General features: G+C 71.7%; 18 protein-coding genes. 8 read left to right on the plus strand and 10 right to left on the minus strand.

Annotation, left to right across the window (positions count from 1 at the left end):
• Positions 1–209 precede the first annotated feature (209 nt).
• Positions 210–2087, plus strand: a complete 1878-nt coding sequence (locus tag ACHBTE_RS12350; protein WP_394723938.1) for a protein-arginine deiminase domain-containing protein — start codon at positions 210–212, stop codon at positions 2085–2087.
• An 89-nt stretch (positions 2088–2176) separates the two neighbouring features.
• Here the strand turns inward: ACHBTE_RS12350 and ACHBTE_RS12355 are convergent, their stop codons facing one another.
• Entirely contained in the window at positions 2177–3058 is an 882-nt protein-coding gene (locus tag ACHBTE_RS12355; RefSeq protein ID WP_394723740.1) for a PhzF family phenazine biosynthesis protein, read from the minus strand.
• A gap of 499 nt (positions 3059–3557) precedes the next feature.
• On the opposite strand from ACHBTE_RS12355, the gene ACHBTE_RS12360 reads away from it, so the two are divergent.
• Complete coding sequence (locus ACHBTE_RS12360; RefSeq protein ID WP_394723742.1) at positions 3558–4082, plus strand: MarR family winged helix-turn-helix transcriptional regulator; 525 nt, start codon at positions 3558–3560, stop codon at positions 4080–4082.
• A gap of 9 nt (positions 4083–4091) precedes the next feature.
• On the opposite strand, the gene ACHBTE_RS12365 is transcribed toward ACHBTE_RS12360, so the two are convergent.
• From ACHBTE_RS12365 to ACHBTE_RS12390, 6 genes are all read right to left on the minus strand, one after another.
• Positions 4092–5837, minus strand: coding sequence for a PP2C family protein-serine/threonine phosphatase (locus ACHBTE_RS12365; RefSeq protein ID WP_394723744.1), 1746 nt, complete (start codon positions 5835–5837; stop codon positions 4092–4094).
• Entirely contained in the window at positions 5834–6907 is a 1074-nt protein-coding gene (locus ACHBTE_RS12370; protein WP_394723939.1) for a SpoIIE family protein phosphatase, read from the minus strand. Before ACHBTE_RS12370 ends, ACHBTE_RS12365 begins: the two co-directional genes overlap by 4 nt.
• Positions 6907–7350 carry an anti-sigma regulatory factor gene (locus ACHBTE_RS12375; protein WP_394723746.1) on the minus strand — a complete coding sequence of 148 codons (444 nt, stop codon included), beginning with the start codon at positions 7348–7350 and terminating at the stop codon, positions 6907–6909. Before ACHBTE_RS12375 ends, ACHBTE_RS12370 begins: the two co-directional genes overlap by 1 nt.
• Complete coding sequence (locus ACHBTE_RS12380) at positions 7347–7769, minus strand: STAS domain-containing protein (RefSeq protein ID WP_394723748.1); 423 nt, start codon at positions 7767–7769, stop codon at positions 7347–7349. The genes ACHBTE_RS12375 and ACHBTE_RS12380 overlap by 4 nt, the downstream gene beginning before the upstream one ends.
• Positions 7766–8665, minus strand: coding sequence for an STAS domain-containing protein (locus tag ACHBTE_RS12385; RefSeq protein ID WP_394723750.1), 900 nt, complete (start codon positions 8663–8665; stop codon positions 7766–7768). The genes ACHBTE_RS12380 and ACHBTE_RS12385 overlap by 4 nt, the downstream gene beginning before the upstream one ends.
• 62 nt (positions 8666–8727) lie before the next feature.
• On the minus strand, positions 8728–9897 hold the full coding sequence (locus tag ACHBTE_RS12390; RefSeq protein WP_394723751.1) for a PP2C family protein-serine/threonine phosphatase: 1170 nt from the start codon (positions 9895–9897) through the stop codon (positions 8728–8730).
• Positions 9898–10052: 155 nt separating this feature from the next.
• On the opposite strand from ACHBTE_RS12390, the gene ACHBTE_RS12395 reads away from it, so the two are divergent.
• Complete coding sequence (locus ACHBTE_RS12395) at positions 10053–10532, plus strand: MarR family winged helix-turn-helix transcriptional regulator (RefSeq protein ID WP_394723752.1); 480 nt, start codon at positions 10053–10055, stop codon at positions 10530–10532.
• Positions 10533–10748: 216 nt separating this feature from the next.
• Here the strand turns inward: ACHBTE_RS12395 and ACHBTE_RS12400 are convergent, their stop codons facing one another.
• Positions 10749–11150 carry an STAS domain-containing protein gene (locus ACHBTE_RS12400; RefSeq protein ID WP_394723753.1) on the minus strand — a complete coding sequence of 134 codons (402 nt, stop codon included), beginning with the start codon at positions 11148–11150 and terminating at the stop codon, positions 10749–10751.
• 343 nt (positions 11151–11493) lie between these two features.
• Here ACHBTE_RS12400 and ACHBTE_RS12405 point away from each other — a divergent pair, with 343 nt between their 5' ends.
• Complete coding sequence (locus tag ACHBTE_RS12405; RefSeq protein WP_394723755.1) at positions 11494–11964, plus strand: ATP-binding protein; 471 nt, start codon at positions 11494–11496, stop codon at positions 11962–11964.
• 121 nt (positions 11965–12085) lie between these two features.
• Here ACHBTE_RS12405 and ACHBTE_RS12410 read toward each other — a convergent pair whose 3' ends face one another.
• On the minus strand, positions 12086–12967 hold the full coding sequence (locus ACHBTE_RS12410; RefSeq protein WP_394723756.1) for an RNA polymerase sigma factor SigF: 882 nt from the start codon (positions 12965–12967) through the stop codon (positions 12086–12088).
• Between the two features lie 390 nt (positions 12968–13357).
• Between ACHBTE_RS12410 and ACHBTE_RS12415 the strand changes: the two genes are divergently transcribed.
• From ACHBTE_RS12415 to ACHBTE_RS12430, 4 genes are all read left to right on the plus strand, one after another.
• Positions 13358–14218, plus strand: a complete 861-nt coding sequence (locus tag ACHBTE_RS12415; RefSeq protein ID WP_394723758.1) for a SigB/SigF/SigG family RNA polymerase sigma factor — start codon at positions 13358–13360, stop codon at positions 14216–14218.
• Positions 14219–14310: 92 nt separating this feature from the next.
• Positions 14311–14604 (plus strand): DUF5133 domain-containing protein, encoded by a 294-nt coding sequence (locus tag ACHBTE_RS12420; protein WP_394723759.1) that lies wholly within the window; start codon positions 14311–14313, stop codon positions 14602–14604.
• 77 nt (positions 14605–14681) lie between these two features.
• Positions 14682–15053, plus strand: coding sequence for a PRC-barrel domain containing protein (locus ACHBTE_RS12425; protein WP_394723760.1), 372 nt, complete (start codon positions 14682–14684; stop codon positions 15051–15053).
• A 159-nt stretch (positions 15054–15212) separates the two neighbouring features.
• Entirely contained in the window at positions 15213–15653 is a 441-nt protein-coding gene (locus ACHBTE_RS12430; protein WP_394723761.1) for an ATP-binding protein, read from the plus strand.
• A 63-nt stretch (positions 15654–15716) separates the two neighbouring features.
• Here the strand turns inward: ACHBTE_RS12430 and ACHBTE_RS12435 are convergent, their stop codons facing one another.
• Positions 15717–16154 (minus strand): ATP-binding protein, encoded by a 438-nt coding sequence (locus ACHBTE_RS12435; protein WP_394723762.1) that lies wholly within the window; start codon positions 16152–16154, stop codon positions 15717–15719.
• Positions 16155–16177 lie beyond the last annotated feature (23 nt).

Raw genomic sequence — 16177 nt, forward strand, 5'->3', positions numbered from 1 at the left:
CAGCCCTGCCCGGCAAGGGCCTTGGGAGACGCGGAGGTCGCGCCGCCCGGCAGGAAACTCTGAGCCCCGCAGTGAACGCACGGCTCACGTTCCCCCTCTTGCACGGCGAAACACCCCCCACCTGAAAGGGATACGCCGTGCGCTCACGTACGCGTATACACACGCCCCCCGCGGGCCGAGTCATCCTCGCCCTCACCGCGGCGGGCTCCATGTTCGCCGCTCCGCTCCCGCCCGCCTTCGCGGCGCCGCCCGCCGTGGTGGCCGATCTGCGCGCGGACGTCGACCGTGACGGGCGGGTCGATGTCACCGGTGCCTCCGACTCGGCCGGTGAGGACGGCTGGTCCACCGGCCGCGGGGCGCTCTACCTGCCCAATCTCGACGACGACGACAAGCGCTGCCCGGTCACCGGCCCGGGCGGCAGACCGCTGTCCGACGCCCAGCTGGCCTCCTGCAACGATGCCTCCGACGCCAAGGTCAACGGCGCCGCCGACGCCGCCGACCTCGCGCGGATCCGCTCCGTGCCGATGGCGGACGTGGCGTCAGGTGCCAAGGGCAGCGTGCGGGTGACGAAGGGTGCGAAGCACACCCGGGTCTTCCTCAAGCGCTCCGGCGCCTGGGTCCCGGTCACGCCCCGCACCGAGCTGTCCGCCGCCGAGCTGCGCTCCGGGGTGGAGTTCGGCGTGGAGGCCACCGACGTCATCCGCGACAGCGCCAAGTGGGACGGGCGGGCGGCGATCCGGCTGACCGTGACGTCCGCGGGCCGGACCTCGTCCGACACGGTCACGCTGCGCGTGGCGCCCCTGCTCACCCAGCACCACCTCCAGAACGCCCAGCAGGTCATGGTGACCAAGCTGCGGGGCGGCGGTTCCGGCACAGAGCCGTACCGGCAGTTCGTGAAGAACCTGGGCAAGGAGGTGCGGCGGGCCGGGATCACCGAGCCGCTGGCCACCTTCGACAAGTACGACGACATCTGGGCGCAGGACTTCGTCGAGCCCGCCTATGTCGGCATGACCGGGCCGGGCGGACGCCCGCAGACGATGCGGGTGCTGCTGCGCTCGGCCCAGCCGGACCGCGAGGCGGGCCGGGAGTTGTTCGAGAAGCTGCGCGGACGCGACATCGGCGTCGTGCAGGTGTCCGGGGTGCGCGACTCGGAGGAGTCGACGCTCAACTCGACTGGGAACATGGAGACCATTCCGCCGTACGCGCACGGCGGGCGCTCCTTCCCGGCCGGCCGCGTCATCATGGGGCAGCGCAAGGACACGGGCTCCAAGCCGGCGAAGTCCATGCGTACGCTGCTGACGTCCCAGGGTCTTCAGGACCCGCTGCTGCTGGACACGTCCTGGCTGGGCGTCGGCCACGTCGACGAGTTCGTGCAGTTCCTGCCCGCCGACACCCCGCGCGGCTGGCGCATCGGCATCGCCGACCCGCGGGCCGGGCTGAAGCTGCTGCGCGACGCCAAGCGTGACGGGCATGGCGCGACCAAGATGTTCTCGGTTCCGGGCCTCGGGGACACACCGGCGCCGAAGGAGACCATCGACGAGGCGCTCGCCTCCCGTCATCTGGTGGCCGACAACACCATGGCGGCCGAGCGCATCGACGCCAACCTCGCCGTCCTCAAGCGCGAGACCGGTGTCACCGAGAACGAGATCGTGCGCGTGCCCGCCCTCTACACCCGGGAGGCCGAGGTGTTCACGGACGGCGGGCAGGAGGTGCCCGTGCCGCGGCTGACCCGGATGGGCGGCGACCGGGCGCTCGTGGACACGCTCGACAAGCACGGCCAGCAGCAGTGGCTCTCCCCGGACGGACGTCGCGCCGCAGCCGCCACTCGGACCAGCGCCTACGTCCCCGGGGCGGTCAACGGTGTGGTGCTGTCCCGGGACCGCTATCTCGCCCCGCGCCAGTGGGGTCCGGTGATCGGCGGCAAGGACATCTTCACGCAGGCCGTCACCGCCGTGTACGCGCGGGCCGGGATGAAGGTGGCGTACATCGACGACTGGTACACCTACCACCTCGGCATGGGCGAGGTGCACTGCGGCACCAACACCCTGCGCGACGCCTCCGCCCCCTGGTGGCGCCGGGCGCGCTGAGCCGGCACCCGACGGCCGCCTCGGGTACGGGCGTCGGGCACGGCGATGCCCGGCCGGGGCGGCGCCCCCGCGAGGAGGCGCCGCCCCGGTCAGCGCCGCATGCGGGTGCCCGCGCCGCCGACCCGGATCCTCGGGTCGCCGGCGCGCAGGGTCACGGTCAGCTCACTGGGCCTGCCCATGTCCTCGCCCTGGTGCAGGGTGAGGACCGACTCCGGGGGAACCAGGGCGAGTTCACGCGCGTATGCGCCGAAGGCGGCGGCAGCGGCACCGGTCGCCGGGTCCTCGACGACACCGCCGACCGGGAAGGGGTCGCGGACGTGGAAGACCGTGTCCGCCGCGCGCCACACCAGCTGTACGGTCGTCAGGTCCAGCTTCCGCATCAGGGCCGTGAGCCCGGCGAAGTCGTAGGACAGGTCCGCGAGCCGCGCACGGCTTCCGGCCCCCAGCACCAGATGCCGGGCTCCCGCGAAGGCGATGCGGGCCGGCAACCGCGGGTCGAGGTCGGCCGGCGGCCAGCCCAACGCCGCCAGCGCCTCCGTCAGATCGTCCGGGGCGATCTCCTCGACGCGGGGCTCCACACTCGTCAGGGTCGCCCGGAGCGCGCCGTCCGCCTCGCCGGTGACGGTCACCGGCACCGTGCCCGCGCGGGTCGCGAAGAGCAGGTCGCCCGGACCGATCCGCTCGGCCAGGGCCACGGCGGTCGCGATGGTGGCATGGCCGCAGAAGGGCACCTCCGCCTGCGGACTGAAGTAGCGAATGGTGAAGGCCCGCCCCGGCACCCCGCCCAGCCCGTCCGGCGGGCCGGTCAGGAACGCGGACTCGCTGTATCCCACCTCGGCGGCGATCGCCGCCATCGCGGCGTCGTCGAGACCGGACGCGTCCAGCACCACGCCCGCCGGGTTGCCGCCGTCCGGCTGGGACGAAAAGGCGGTGTAGTGCAGCACCTCGGCGAGTCGATCATTGGTCGTCATGCCATACGGCAACAAGGACGCCCGAGCGCCGATTCCCCGGGCCGCCGAATCGGGGGCCCGCACAATCGTCCGGCGCGGCACACGAGCGCCCCGGCCGGGTGCGAGCCCTTGCGCACTCCTTCCCTTCTCGCCTGGGCCCGGATGATGTCCGCGTACCGGTGGCCACTGCCCTTCACGGTGCGTTTCTGGGTCTCGTAGTCGACATGCACCAGCCTGAGCGGGCGGCGCCGTCTTCGGGGCGGACAGCGTGTGGGCCAGGGTGGCGAGCCGCCTGCCGGGCGCGTCCGACCCGGCCCGATCGGTGTTCGCAGCGCGATTGCGTGGGGATCTCGCGGATGTCGTCGGAATGCCCGTGTAGTCTCCGCCGCTTCGGGTAGGGCGATGCTCTGATGGAGCCCCAGACCGAAGTCGACCGAGAGAAGTGTTCGTGGGTATCGCTGTGAGGCTGTCCGGTCTCTGTAGTGGGGAATCGACAGCGGCCTACGGAGGATGACGGGCCATGCGGCGGGAACATGATCCCGAGATCCCTTCCGAAGCTGCCGGCCGGCAGATGGTCGAAGCCGTGGAGAACCTGGTGACGCTGTGGTTCTCGGCCGTCGAGGACGTCCGGCCACGCCTGCCGCCGCGCCAGGTGCGCGCGTTGCGGGCGGTGCGGCGGCAGCCGACGCTCAATGTCACCGCGCTGGCGGAGCATCTGCGCATCGGGCTGCCCACCGCCAGCCGGCTCTGCGACCGGCTCGAAGCCGCGGGGCTGCTCCTGCGGCGGGTGCAGCATTCCGACCGGCGCGAGGTGCGCCTGGAGGTCACCGCCCAGGGGCAGCGGTTCCTGGCGGACGTCACCGAACGGCTGTCGCTGAACCTGGCCGCCGCCTTCGACGGCGTACCGCCCGCCCAGCGCACCCGGCTCGAACAGGTGTTGCGCGCCTTCCACGCGGGGGGTCTGCGGGCCGACCCGGACACCGGGACGGACGCCGGGACGGACGCCGGCCCCGAGCCGGGTGCGGACACCGGCAGCGAGCGGTGAGGCCCCCGCTCAGGACTCCGGTGTCCCCCGCCGCCGCGCACCGCCGTGCACATGGCACAACAACAGGCATACGTCGTCGTCGTGTTCGGAGTCGTGCAGCAGCGGGTGCAGGAGCCTGTCGGCCGAGATCTCCAGATCCGCGTCCAGCTCCTCCGGACGGAATTCGCCCAGCACCTCGGCGAGACGCTGGATCCCGGGGTCGATACCGCGGGCGCGGCGCTCCACCAGCCCGTCGGTGTACAGCGCGAGCGTAGAACCCGGCGGAAGCGGCACCGTGTGGTCACCGATCTCCTGCTGCAGCGGGATGCCCAGCATCGCGCCGGGCTTGTCGTCGAGCGTGTGCACCTGGCCCTGCGCGGTGCGCAGCACCGGTGGCGGATGACCGGCGGCGGCCCAGGTGAGCGTGGCGCCGTCCGGGTGGACGCGGGCGATGACCGCCGTGGCGTAGAGGTCGAGGCGCAGCCGGTGCAGGAACTCGTGCAGCCGGGTCAGCAGTCGGCCGGGACTGCTGCCGTCGACGGCGTAGGCGCGCAGGGCGGTGCGCAGTTGGCTCATCATGACCGCGGCGTGCAGCCCGTGTCCGGTGACGTCTCCTACGACGGTGATGAGACTGCCGTCGGGCTGGCGGAACGCGTCGTACCAGTCACCGCCGATGTTCAGGCCCCGGGTGGCCGGGAGGTAGCGCGCGGCCAGGCTCAGGCCCGGGGTGGTGGGCAGTTCGGTGAGCAGGGCGCGTTGCAGGGTCTCGGCGATGTCCCGATTGTGCTCGAAGCGCCGGGCGTTCTCCAGGGCGATGCTGGCCCGCCGGGTCAGCTCGATCAGCATGACCGCGTCGTCCGGGTCCCAGCGTTCGTCGGGCGGCGACAGGGTGAGGACACCCTGCGAGGCCCGACGGCTGAGCAGGGGGATGCACAGCAGGGGCCGGCCGGGGTCGAGGGCCGAGGGCGGCTGGTCCTCGACGCCGGGCAGGCCGGCGGGGTGGTCGGCGGCGTACTGGGGCCGGCCGGTGCGGGCCGCGACGACGGCGGCGGCCGGGTGCGGGCCGCTGCGCTGCGCCTCGTCCGCGCCTTCGAACAGCCAGACGTCGACGGTGCGGGCATAGCGCGGCACCAGCAGGGTGGGCAGCAGCCGCACGATGGCCTCGTGGTTCAGGGAAGCCGTCAGGGCGGCGCTGGCGTCGGCCAGGAAGGTCAGTCGGCCGCGGGCGTTCTCGGCCTCCTTGCGGGCCTTCTGCTCCGCGGCGAACAGCTCCCGCTGGGTGCGCCCGGCGGCGTCCAGCTCGGCGTGCAGGGCGAGCACACCCTGGTTGGTCTGGTGCAGTTCCTCGCGGTGGAAGGCGACCAGCGCCTCCTGCTCGTCGAGCCGCTCCAGCAGCAGGGCCGCGTCCTCGTCGGCCCCGAACAGGGCCTCGGCGAGCGCCGCCGGGTCGTCGCCGGCGTGCTCGGCGGCGCCGGAGAGGTCCGCGTCCTCGGCGCAGGGGACCGACACCCGCCAAGGAGGCTGCCGGTCCTCCGGGCCGCGCTCGGCCGGCGCCACCTCGACCCGGAACTCGCCCCCCGCCGGGGACACGACCACCGCCACCGAGACCTGCCACTCGCCGCCCTTGGTGAGGCACTGCCGCAGCTGCGCGGTGAGCGCCGCCACCAGGCGGGCGCGTTCCACGGTGATCACCGCGCACGCGGCGGCCAGCCGCGCCGTGACGATCCGGGCCTGCGCGGCGTCGGTGATGGTGCGGACGTACCAGACGCGGGTCATGAGGAGCGGTCCCAGGGGAAGGGGCTCAGCACGACGACGGCGGTGTCGTCGCGTACCGGACGGGCGGGGCTGCTGGCGTCCCGCACGATCGAGGCGGCGATCACGGCGGGATCGAGGGACGAGGGTGCGTGGACGGCCGGGCCCGGACTCCAGCGGCTGGGCAGGCCGTCACTGTGCAGGACCAGGAGACAGTCGTCGGTCCAGGGCTGCCGTTGGGGCGGCAGATGGGTCGGGAGGTGGGCGCCCACGATGCCGGGCCGGGAGACCAGACCCTGCCAGCTGTCGCCGCGGCGCAGCCGGGCCCCGGCGTTGCCGACTCCGGCGAAGGACAGCTGTCCGGCGCCGAGGTCGAGCTGGGCCACGGCCACGGCCGCGCCCCTGGTGCCGCGCAGGGCGCCGTCCAGCCTGCGCAGCAGGTCCGCGGGCGGCAGATGGGGGGCGGCACGCACGGCCTCCACCGCCGCGGTCGAGGCGTGCGCGGCCTGCGGGCCATGGCCGAGACCGTCGGCCAGCATCAGCGTCACCCGGTCGCCCGAGCGGACGCAGGTCCAGGCGTCACCGGAGAACTCCCCGCCCGCGAAGGGGAGGTTGATCCCGCCGGCCCGCACCGGGAACGGGCCCGAGTCCTGGGCCGATGCTCCCCGGTTCGGGCGGGCGGCGATCCTGGCCAGGGCCACCGTGCCCTGGCCGGGGGCGCTGTGCAGGCCGAAGTCGTCGGCCGTGCGCACACAGGTGCCGAGGCCGGCACCGAGGGAGGCCGTGGTCGAGTAGCCGTCGCGCAGCGCCACGGCGGTGTCGGACATGCCCGGTCCGTGGTCGACGGCCGTGATCTGCACCAGGGCCGTCGTCTCGTCGGCGTACGGCGGAACCGGATGCCCCACGAGTTCGAGAACTATCCGTCCGCCACCGGCGTGCTTCAGCAGATTGGTGGCGAGTTCGGTGGCGACCAGCTCGGCGGCGGCGACCCGGTCCCCGGCCAGCCCGGCATGACCGGCCGCGTCCGCGGCGGCGACCCGGACGTCGCGGACCCGGGTCGAGTCGTGCACCGGCACCTCCCAGACGCGCGGCATCAGGGCGCCTCGCGCGGGCGGGGCGGCCGGGACGTCCATGACGTCACCGTGACGGTGGTGCCCGTGCCGCGGCTGCTGTCCACGGAGAACTCGTGGACCAGGCGCCGGGCACCGCCCAGGCCCATCCCGAGCCCCTCGCCGGAGGTCCAGCCGTCGCGCAGGGCCTGCTCGAGGTCCGCGATGCCGGGGCCGTCGTCCGTGAAGACGAGACGCAGTCCCTGGGCCCCTCCGCGGGTCACTGTTGTGCACTCCATCTGTCCCCCGCCGCCGTGGACGAGAGCGTTGCGAGCCAGCTCGCTGGCCGCGGTGACGAACTTGGTCTGCTCCACCAGACCGAATCCGAGTTGGGCGGTCATCTGCCGCACATGCTGCCGCACTCGCACCAGATCGAGGTCCGAGTGGATCGGCAGGCAGGCGGAGACACTGCCGGTGCTGTGGGTCACGGGCTCTCCCGGCGTGCGCGCCCGGTGACGGCCGGCGCCGACACCTCGGCGCCGAGCAGACGCATGGCTTCCTCGGTGCTGAGAGCGGTGCGCAGGCCCGGCAGGGTCAGACCGAGTTCCACCAGGGTGATGGCCACCGCCGGCCGCATCCCCGCCACCACGGTCTGCGCCGCGAGCAGCTTGGTCATGGCCGCGACATCGCTGAGCACCCGGCCCATGAAGGAGTCCACGATCTCGACCCCGGACAGGTCTATGACCACGCCGGTGACAGCGCTGTCGGACACGGTGGTGCCGATGTCCTGCTGAAGCTGTTCCGCCGTGCTGTCGTACAGGTCGCCCTGAAGGGTCACCAACAGGACCCCGCCGAGCCGCAGTACGGGGACGTGTCCTTCGTACGGGGAGAGGGGCAGGCCGGTCACCGGGACTCCGTGGCCGAGGCGGGGGCCGGGACGATGTGCGCGCCCTGCTGCTGAAGGGCGTAGGCCAGGGCGTCCGCGAGGCTGGCGCGGGTCAGCACCGAGCTGAGGTCGATGCCGAGGTGGACGATGGTCTGCGCGATGGCCGGGCGGATCCCGGAGACTATGCACTCCGCCCCCATCAGCCGAGCCGCCGCCACTGTCTTCATCAGATGCTGCGCCACCAGGGAGTCGACGGTCGGCACTCCGGTGATGTCCAGGATCGCGATGCGGGCGTGCTGTTCGACGACGGCGTCCAGGAGCGTCTCCATCACCACCTGGCTGCGGGCGCTGTCGAGCGTACCGATCAGCGGTACGGCGACGATGCCCTCCCAGAGCTTGATCACGGGGGTGGCGATCTCGAGCAGCTCCAGGCGCTGTCGGTTGATGAGTTCCTGCCCGGCGGCGGTGTTCGTCTCCAGCATGACCAGGCGGAGCGTGCCCATCAGCACGGTCAGTGTGGTCGCGCACTCCCGCCGGTACTCGGCGGGCGCGGCGGACAGCTCCTCGAGCAGGAGGTCGGTGATGGGCTCGCGCAGGGCGTCCGCCTCGGCGGAGATCTGCGCGATGGAGGCGCCGGCACGCGCCCTGGCGTGCGCCGTACGCGCCAACTGCTCACGCACGACCGCGAACCCGTCGGCCTCCGAGTCCTCCACGCGGCCCGCGGAGGCCACCGCGGCCAGCGCCTCCACCACGGCCCGGCCGGCTTCCACCGCCTCGTCGCGGGAGACCGTGAACACGGTGCGGAACAGCGCCGCGTCGGCCCAGCGCTGGGCGATCTGCTCCCGTCGCTCCCGCAGGAACTCGGCGATCTCCTGCGCCGGGTCCCTCTGATGTCCTGCCGCTTGCTGCTCCGGCACGTACTTCCCTCCTCCTGCGTTGTGACGCCGCCCCGACCGCCGGGGAGCGCCGGACGGTACGGTCAAGGCGCCTGTTGTGGCCCGAACCAGTCGAGACAGGCCATGAGCGCGTCGTCGTCGGCCACCGGGGTGCCGCGGTGCCCGGCGAGTTCTCTCAGCACGGCACGGGGCACCTCGGCCGCGGGCAGCAGGCTGGTGGAGACGACGGCCCGGGCCAGCGCCCGTTCCCCGTACTGCTCCCCGCCGGGGGCGGCGACGGCGTACACCCCGTCGCTGGCGAAGAGGAGCCGGTCGCCGGGCTCGACGTCGATCTCCTGGGCGATGTAGTCGGTCTCCTCGAACATGCCCAGGGGGAGCTGTGCCTCGAAGTCCACAGCGGCCACAGTACGACCGCGCAGCCGCAGCATCCGCGGGGAGCCCGCGTCGACGACCTCGAGCCGGCCGGTGTGCAGGTCGAGGTCGAGCAGCAGCACGGAGAGGTGGGCCTGCCCGTGGTACTGGGCGTAGACGGCCTGGTCGGCGAGTGCCGCCTGGTCGGCGATGGACAGCCCGGCCCGGCGGGCGTTGCGCAGCGCGTTGATGGCCAGGTTGGTCAGGAGGGCGGCCTCGATGCCCTGGCCCATGCCGTTGGTGATGTAGAGCATGAGGTGGTCGGCGCTCGCGGACCAGTCGAAGTTGTCGCCGAAGATCGCGTACGCGGGTTCCAGCTGGGCGCCGAGGGCGTACTCGGGGCGGGTGCAGGACCGGCCCGGCAGCAGCTGCCACTGCATCTCCGCGGCAAGGGTGAGCCGGTCGGCGCGGCGTGCCCGGAGGTACAGATCGGTGTCGCGGTCGGCGACGATCACCTCGTGCGCCAGCACCTGCGCCACATCGGCCAGTTCGTCCAGGCATTCCTCCGCCTGCTCGGGAGGCAGCGTGACGGTCAGGACGCCGAGCCGGTCGCCGCGCACGGACACCGGCAGGTGCAGGCGCACCAGGCCGTCGACGGGCTTCTCGGCGAAGGGCTCCTGGGACCCGAACGCCCGCCCCGCGGGGCCGGCGTGCGCCGGCACGGACTCCCGCTGGTTCGGAGCCGGGTGTACGGGCTGGAGGGTGGCCATGCCGTAGTCGGCCAGGAAGAGCTGGACGGTCCGCGCCCCGTAGGCGTCGCACAGGACTGCGCGGACCGCGTCCACCAGCTGGTGCGGGGCGGCAGAGCGAAGTGCCCGCTCGGCTGCCACGAATCTGTTCACGATGTCGTCTACGCCATTCTTGTCACGGTGACGGCCTCGGCCCCACGCTGCCGCGAACGCCGTCCATCGGTCCTTCTTGTCGGTATTTAACGCTGTGTACGTATTGTCCGAACCGGTGGGCTGACAGTGCCCGTGAAGCCTGAAAGAGTGGGGGCGTGACTTCCTCCTACTCGCATCCGCGACCGGACGAGGTGGCGCGTGTGACCTCCGAGGCCGCCGAGTTGCTGGAGGTCCTGTGGGGCCGGGCCTCGACGGCACCGGTGTCCGCCTCCCAGATCCGCGTCCTCTTCATCCTCGAGCACAGCGACGGCATCAATCTGCGCAGTCTCGCCGAGGCCATCGGCTCGACGCCGCCGTCGACCAGCCGGCTGTGCGACCGGCTCCAGGCGGTGGGCTTCGTGGAGCGGGGCCCCAGCGCGTCCAGCCGGCGTGAACTGTGTCTGCACCTCAGCCGGAGCGGACGGACCTTCCTGGCGGGGCTGCGCGCACGACGCGAGGCCGCGCTGCAGTCCGTACTGGAGCAGATGCCGGCCGCGAAGCGGACCGCCCTGCTGGAGGGCCTGGAGGCGTTCTGCGCGGCGGCGTCCGCGGAGATCCACGAAGGCGAGGAAACCTCCGACGCCAGGACCGCATGAGCCCCGCGCCCTCAGGGAGGCGACGCCGGAAAGGGTTCGGGCGCACGCCGTCGCCCGGCGACGCGGACTGTCGTCGTTGCTGATCGGCACGTCCCACACCCCTCCCATACCTGACTCGCTCACTCTGTTGCCTCATGGCCATAGTTGTCAAACGGCAACTGTTGACCCTCGGGACACGGCCCCCGCTTGGTGAACTGCCGCTCCGAAAAGCGGGCTTCACTCCTGCGCGGAGGCCGCCGACCCGGGGTCCACGGGTCCGGAGTCCGCCGCTTCGAGCGCCTCCTCCACACTGCCCACGATCGGCACGGTGATACTCACCCCGGTGAGATCCAGGATCCGCCGGACGGCGGGCGTGGGTGAGATGACGTAGACGCCACCGGGGATCTCCCGCACCTCCTGATAGGCCCGCAGGACGATGTTCATACCGGACGAGTCCATGAAGGGCACCCCGGCGATGTCGAGCAGAAAGTGCCGCCGGCCGTGGTGGAGCTGGTTGGCGAGGTGATGCTGCAACTCGGTCGCCGTATCCATGTCCAGGTCGCCCTCGACCCTCAGCAGCACGGCGTCCTCCCGGGGCAGCTCCACCTTGATCGACAAGGGATTCTGGGCCACGGACACAAGTACCTCCACAGACGTTGGCGACCGGGACGGGTGCCCCGACGGACGAAATGAATGCGTCCGGAACGAAGAAATTTCGAGACCGGCGTCTCGCGTTCGCCCACCTACCCCCGAATGCCAGCAGCACACGGGGCGCACGCAAGGAGTGGTGCGCCGTGATGCTTCTGGCCGCTTTTGCGCCCCCGGACGCCGGGAAGCGGTTTGGCGGCCCGCGGGCTGGTCACGCGAAGAGAAGGAAGACATCACGGGAAGTGGAGGAGAGGGCTGGGAAACCGGGCCCGGCCGTGGTCCGTCAGGACGAACGGCGGGTCTGTTCCCTCGCCTGCGCCAGGGAGCGAAAGGGATGAGTGAGATATACCGGACCGACGCCGGCGGGGGCTCGGCAGCCGCGGGCGGTAGGCACCGCGGCCCCCACAGCCCGGCTCAGGCGCGCGGAACCGTGCGGCAGGTGCTGTTGGAGCAGTCGCACGGCCAGGGTGCCGCTTGCACGCCGGACACCCTCTCGGACGCGCTGCTGGTGGCGTCGGAACTGACGACCAACGCGATGCTGCACGGCGGTGGCATCACCGACTTCGACGCCGAGATCGTCGGCCAGAACCTGTATCTGTCCGTCAGCGACCGGGAGCGGCGGCGGCCGGTCATGCGCAGCCCGGTCGACCGGCAGGGCCGCTTCCGCTGCGGAGGCCGCGGTTGGCCGATCGTGTGCCGGCTGTCGCGTGACGTACTGGTGTCGGACCTGCCGTCCGGTGGCAAGCGCGTCACGGCGGTGATCCCGCTGTCGGCGGAGTACGGACATCCGGCCGACAGAACGTGAACCGCACGGTCGGCCCACCCGCACGAAAGGGTGGGCCGCCGGCCGATACGGCCGCGGCCCACCCTTTCCCTTTTCTTCCCTTGTTCCCTTGTGCCGCCGGCCGGGCGGCGCGTGCTGCCGCTCAGGCGACGCCGGGCTCCAGGAGGCCGGCCCGCAGCTGCTTGATGATGCGGCTGATGAGCCGTGAGACATGCATCTGGGAGACACCGATCTGCTCGGCGATCTGCGCCTGGGTGAGCTCCTCGACGAACCGCAGATGGATGATCCGGCGCTCACGGTCGTCCAGTACGGCGATCAGGGGCGCCAACGAGTGGAAGTCCTCCACGAGTTCCAGCGCCGGGTCCTCCTCCCCGAGGAGGTCGGCCAGGACGGACTCGCCGTTCTCGGCGTCCCCGGTGACGGCCGCGTCGAGGGAGGCGGACTGGTAGCAGTTGGAGGCCTTGCGGGCCTCGATCACCTCTTCCTCGGACAGGGACATCAGCTCGGACAGCTCGCGGGTGGTCGGCGTACGGCCCAGCCGGGAGCTGAGCTCCTCCGTCGCCTTGGCCAGCTCCGCGCGCGCCTCCTGCAACCGGCGCGGCACATGCACCGCCCAGCTGGTGTCCCGGAAGAACCGCTTGATCTCGCCGACGATGTACGGGACGGCGAACGTGGTGAACTCGACCTCCCGGGACACCTCGAACCGGTCGATGGCCTTGATCAGCCCGATGGTGCCGACCTGGACGATGTCCTCCAGAGAGTCCCCCCGCGAGCGGAACCGCGAGGCCGCGTACCGCACCAGCGACAGGTTCATCTCGATCAGCGTGTTACGGACGTACTGGTGTTCGTGCGTGCCCTCTTCCAGCATGACCAGTCGGTCGAAGAACTGACGCGACAGCTCGCGCGCGTCTTTGGGGCTCACCCGCGTCGGATCGTCGATCAGCGGCAGCGCCGCCGCCTCGTCCGTCGTGACCGTCTCCTGTGCCGTGGCCGTTGCCTGCACCGCCACCGTCACGGCTGCCATGCCGCCCTCCCGATCGCCGAAGCCTGTTGTCGTACCCCCGCATGCCCCGACTCGCACAAGTCATTCCTCTTGCGTTGCAGGGAACTCGCTGTCCGGGTGGGTTCTGACGAAAAGTCGTCTTTTGGCTGAATCGTTGCGCCCCTGAGGTCACGGGAGTTCACGCCGACCGGAGCCCATTCCCTCCTCTCCCCCGTCCTCGCACGTCTCTTCCACGTCCTTCCACTTCTTCCATCGGCGTTCGTTTGCGGTCCAAGTCCCGGGGCATGCGGGATTTCGTGCTTCGGACCAGAGGCGCACCGGTGCTAGAGGTGTGACCGTTCCGGGGCCCCGTGCCCCGTGCACCGTTTCCCACGGCAATTCCCTGAGAACGCTGTTCAGGAGCTGTTCTGCATGCTGGTTGAGACGTCCGCACATGGTTCCGACCTTCCGACCCGTACCCGTGTGTCCGGCGGACGCGTCCACGACGACGCCCCCGACACCGCGACCGCCTTCACGCGCCTGTCCGCTCTGCCCGAGGGGCCCGAGCGGGACGCGATACGCGACGAACTGACCAAGGCGTGGCTGCCCATGGCCCACCGCATCGCCGGCCGCTTCCGCAACCGCGGCGAGTCGCTGGAGGACCTGCGTCAGGTCGCGGCCCTGGGTCTGGTGAAGGCGATCGACCGCTACGAGCCCGGGCGAGGAGCCTTCGAGAGCTACGCCGTGCCCACCATCACGGGTGAGATCAAGCGGCACTTCCGCGACCGGATGTGGGCCCTGAGGGTGCCCCGCCGCGTCCAGGAACTGCGCAACAAGGTACGAATCGCCCGCCGCGAGCTCGCCGCGAGCTCGGGAGGCGAGACGCCGTCGGTCGCCGACATCGCCGCCCACACCGGGCTCACCGAGGAGGAGGTCAACGCGGGCCTGGAAGCGCTGGAGAGCTTCAGCACCCTGTCCCTGGACGCCGAGATGTCCACGAGCGACGACGGCTTCAGCCTCGCCGACACGATCGGCGCCTGCGACGACGCGTTCGACGTCGTCATCGACCGGGAAGCGGCGAAGGAGGGGCTGCGGCGGCTGCCCGAGCGTGAGCGCGCCATCTTGTACATGCGCTTCTTCGAGGACATGACGCAGAGCCGGATCGCCGAACGCCTGGGCATCTCCCAGATGCATGTCTCGCGCCTCATCAGCCGCTGCTGCGCGCAGGTGCGGGAGCAGGCGCTCGACCACGGTTCGCGGCCGGACCGCCGCACCGGCGACGGCAGGGCCTGAACGGCGCGGGATTGCCGTACACGTTCCATCCACGCCCGACCGCCTCGGCCGGCGGCGGGAACGACGATCACTGCACCCAGGAGCGAGGACCCATGCTGATGCCCCACCCGGCGATGCTGCGCCGGCTCGTCGATGAGTACGAGGCGCTCATGGCCCACGAGGGCGGCGACGGCCCGGCCGGCGCGAGCCGGCCCGACCTGCGCGCCCAGGACCTTGCGTACACGTTGTGCGTGTCCACCGGAACGCGCGATGTGGCCAAGGCCCTGGAAGCGGCCCGCCGTATGCTCGCCGCCGCGCCCGACCCCGTCGCCCCGGTGAACAAGCGACGCCTCGTCACGGCCGGAGCGGACGAACCCCCGGCGCAACGGCCGGCTGTCGTGGGCTGAGCCGGGTGAGCGCGCGCCGCGCGGTGTGAGCGCACGGGGACCGAGCGACGTAAGGACGTAGGGAGGAAGGAAGCGCTGTGAGCACGGACGCAATCTGGTCGTACCCTCCCGGCAGCGGGCATCAGGAGGGCCGGACGCTGGCCGGGTTCACGGTGCAGGCGACCGACGGGGTCATCGGCCATGTGGACCGCCAGGCCGATGACCCTCCCCTGCGGCACCTGGTCGTGGACACGGGTGCCTGGGTGTTCGGCCGCAGTCTGCTGATCCCGGCGGGCACGGTCACCGGCATCGACCCGCGCAGCCGGGTGGTCACCGTGGCATGCACCCGCGAGCAGGCCAAGGGGGCTCCTCGCTTCAAGACCGACCGGGAGACCCTCGATCCCGGGTACCTTTCCGCCGTGGGCAGCTACTACGCCGCTCTCAGCCATGGTTCGGACGAGAGCGGGTAGCGGAGGCATCATGAACGCCTCATGAACAAGGACGGCCGACGAGGAGCGGAGACGACAGCGTGCAAGGAATGGTGAAGTGACGGGAGCCGCAATCCTCTTGACGCGTGCCTGCGATGCTCAGCCAGTGATGAGCATCGCGCAGGCGGCGAACGAGCAACCATGAAGCCGGCGGAGCGCCGGACGGCCGGGGTCGGTGGGACGGCAAGCACCCGGCCGGTCCCGATCAGCAGCGCGGCGACCGCACGCAGCTATGTGCGGTCACTGGTCTCGGAGCACTGGCGTGCCCCGTCCGGGCCGGCGAGTGAGCGAGCCGTCACCGATCTCCTGCTGGTTGTGTCGGAACTGGTGACCAACGCCATCCGGCACGGCCGCGGGCTGGCCGGGTTCGAGGTGGCCCTTCTCACCGAGGGCGTGCGCCTGAGTGTGCATGACTACAGCGACGACGTCCCGTCCGCCGCCTACGGGCCGGGCACGCTGCCGCATCTGCACGAGGGCAGCGGCTACGGCTGGCCGCTGATCATCCGCCTGACCCGGGAGATCCACATCGAGCGCCGCCGGGAGGGCGGCAAGACGGTCAGTGTGCTCGTGCCGCTGATGTGAGCGTGTGCCCTGCGGGCATGCGCGTGCGCCCGGCGGCCGGGCGGCGGCCCGAGCGCGGGCCGCTCACCAGGGCAGGAAAGTGTGCACGTCCTTGCCGTCGTCCCGCACCACCACGCTGACCTGGTCGCACAGGGTGTGGATCAGATACCAGCCGATGCCGCCGCCCGTGCCGGTGCCGGGATGGAAGGGCCGCGGCGCCGGTGGAGTGGTGTTCGTGTCGCTGAGCGTCACATGCACCCCGTCGAAGGACCGGCGCATCGTCAGGGTGAACGGCCCCGGGGCGTACTGGATCGCGTTGGCGGCGAGCTCGGCCACCACCAGCAATATGTCGTCGCGATACTCAGGTGTCGCCGGCGGTGACGACCGCGCCAGCAGGGTCAGATAGTCCTCCGCGCTCAGGCGCGCTCCCGTCACATCACCAAAGCCCCCGTCAAACCTGACCTCGCAGTCCTTGATCTCTTCGGACGGCGGTTTCCCGCCTCCACGTGGTTCGGTCCCCATCACACCTTCTCCGGCCCCGTCTG

It is taken from the genome of Streptomyces sp. M41, from assembly GCF_043673425.1.
In the GTDB taxonomy this organism is placed as follows: Bacteria; Actinomycetota; Actinomycetes; order Streptomycetales; family Streptomycetaceae; genus Streptomyces.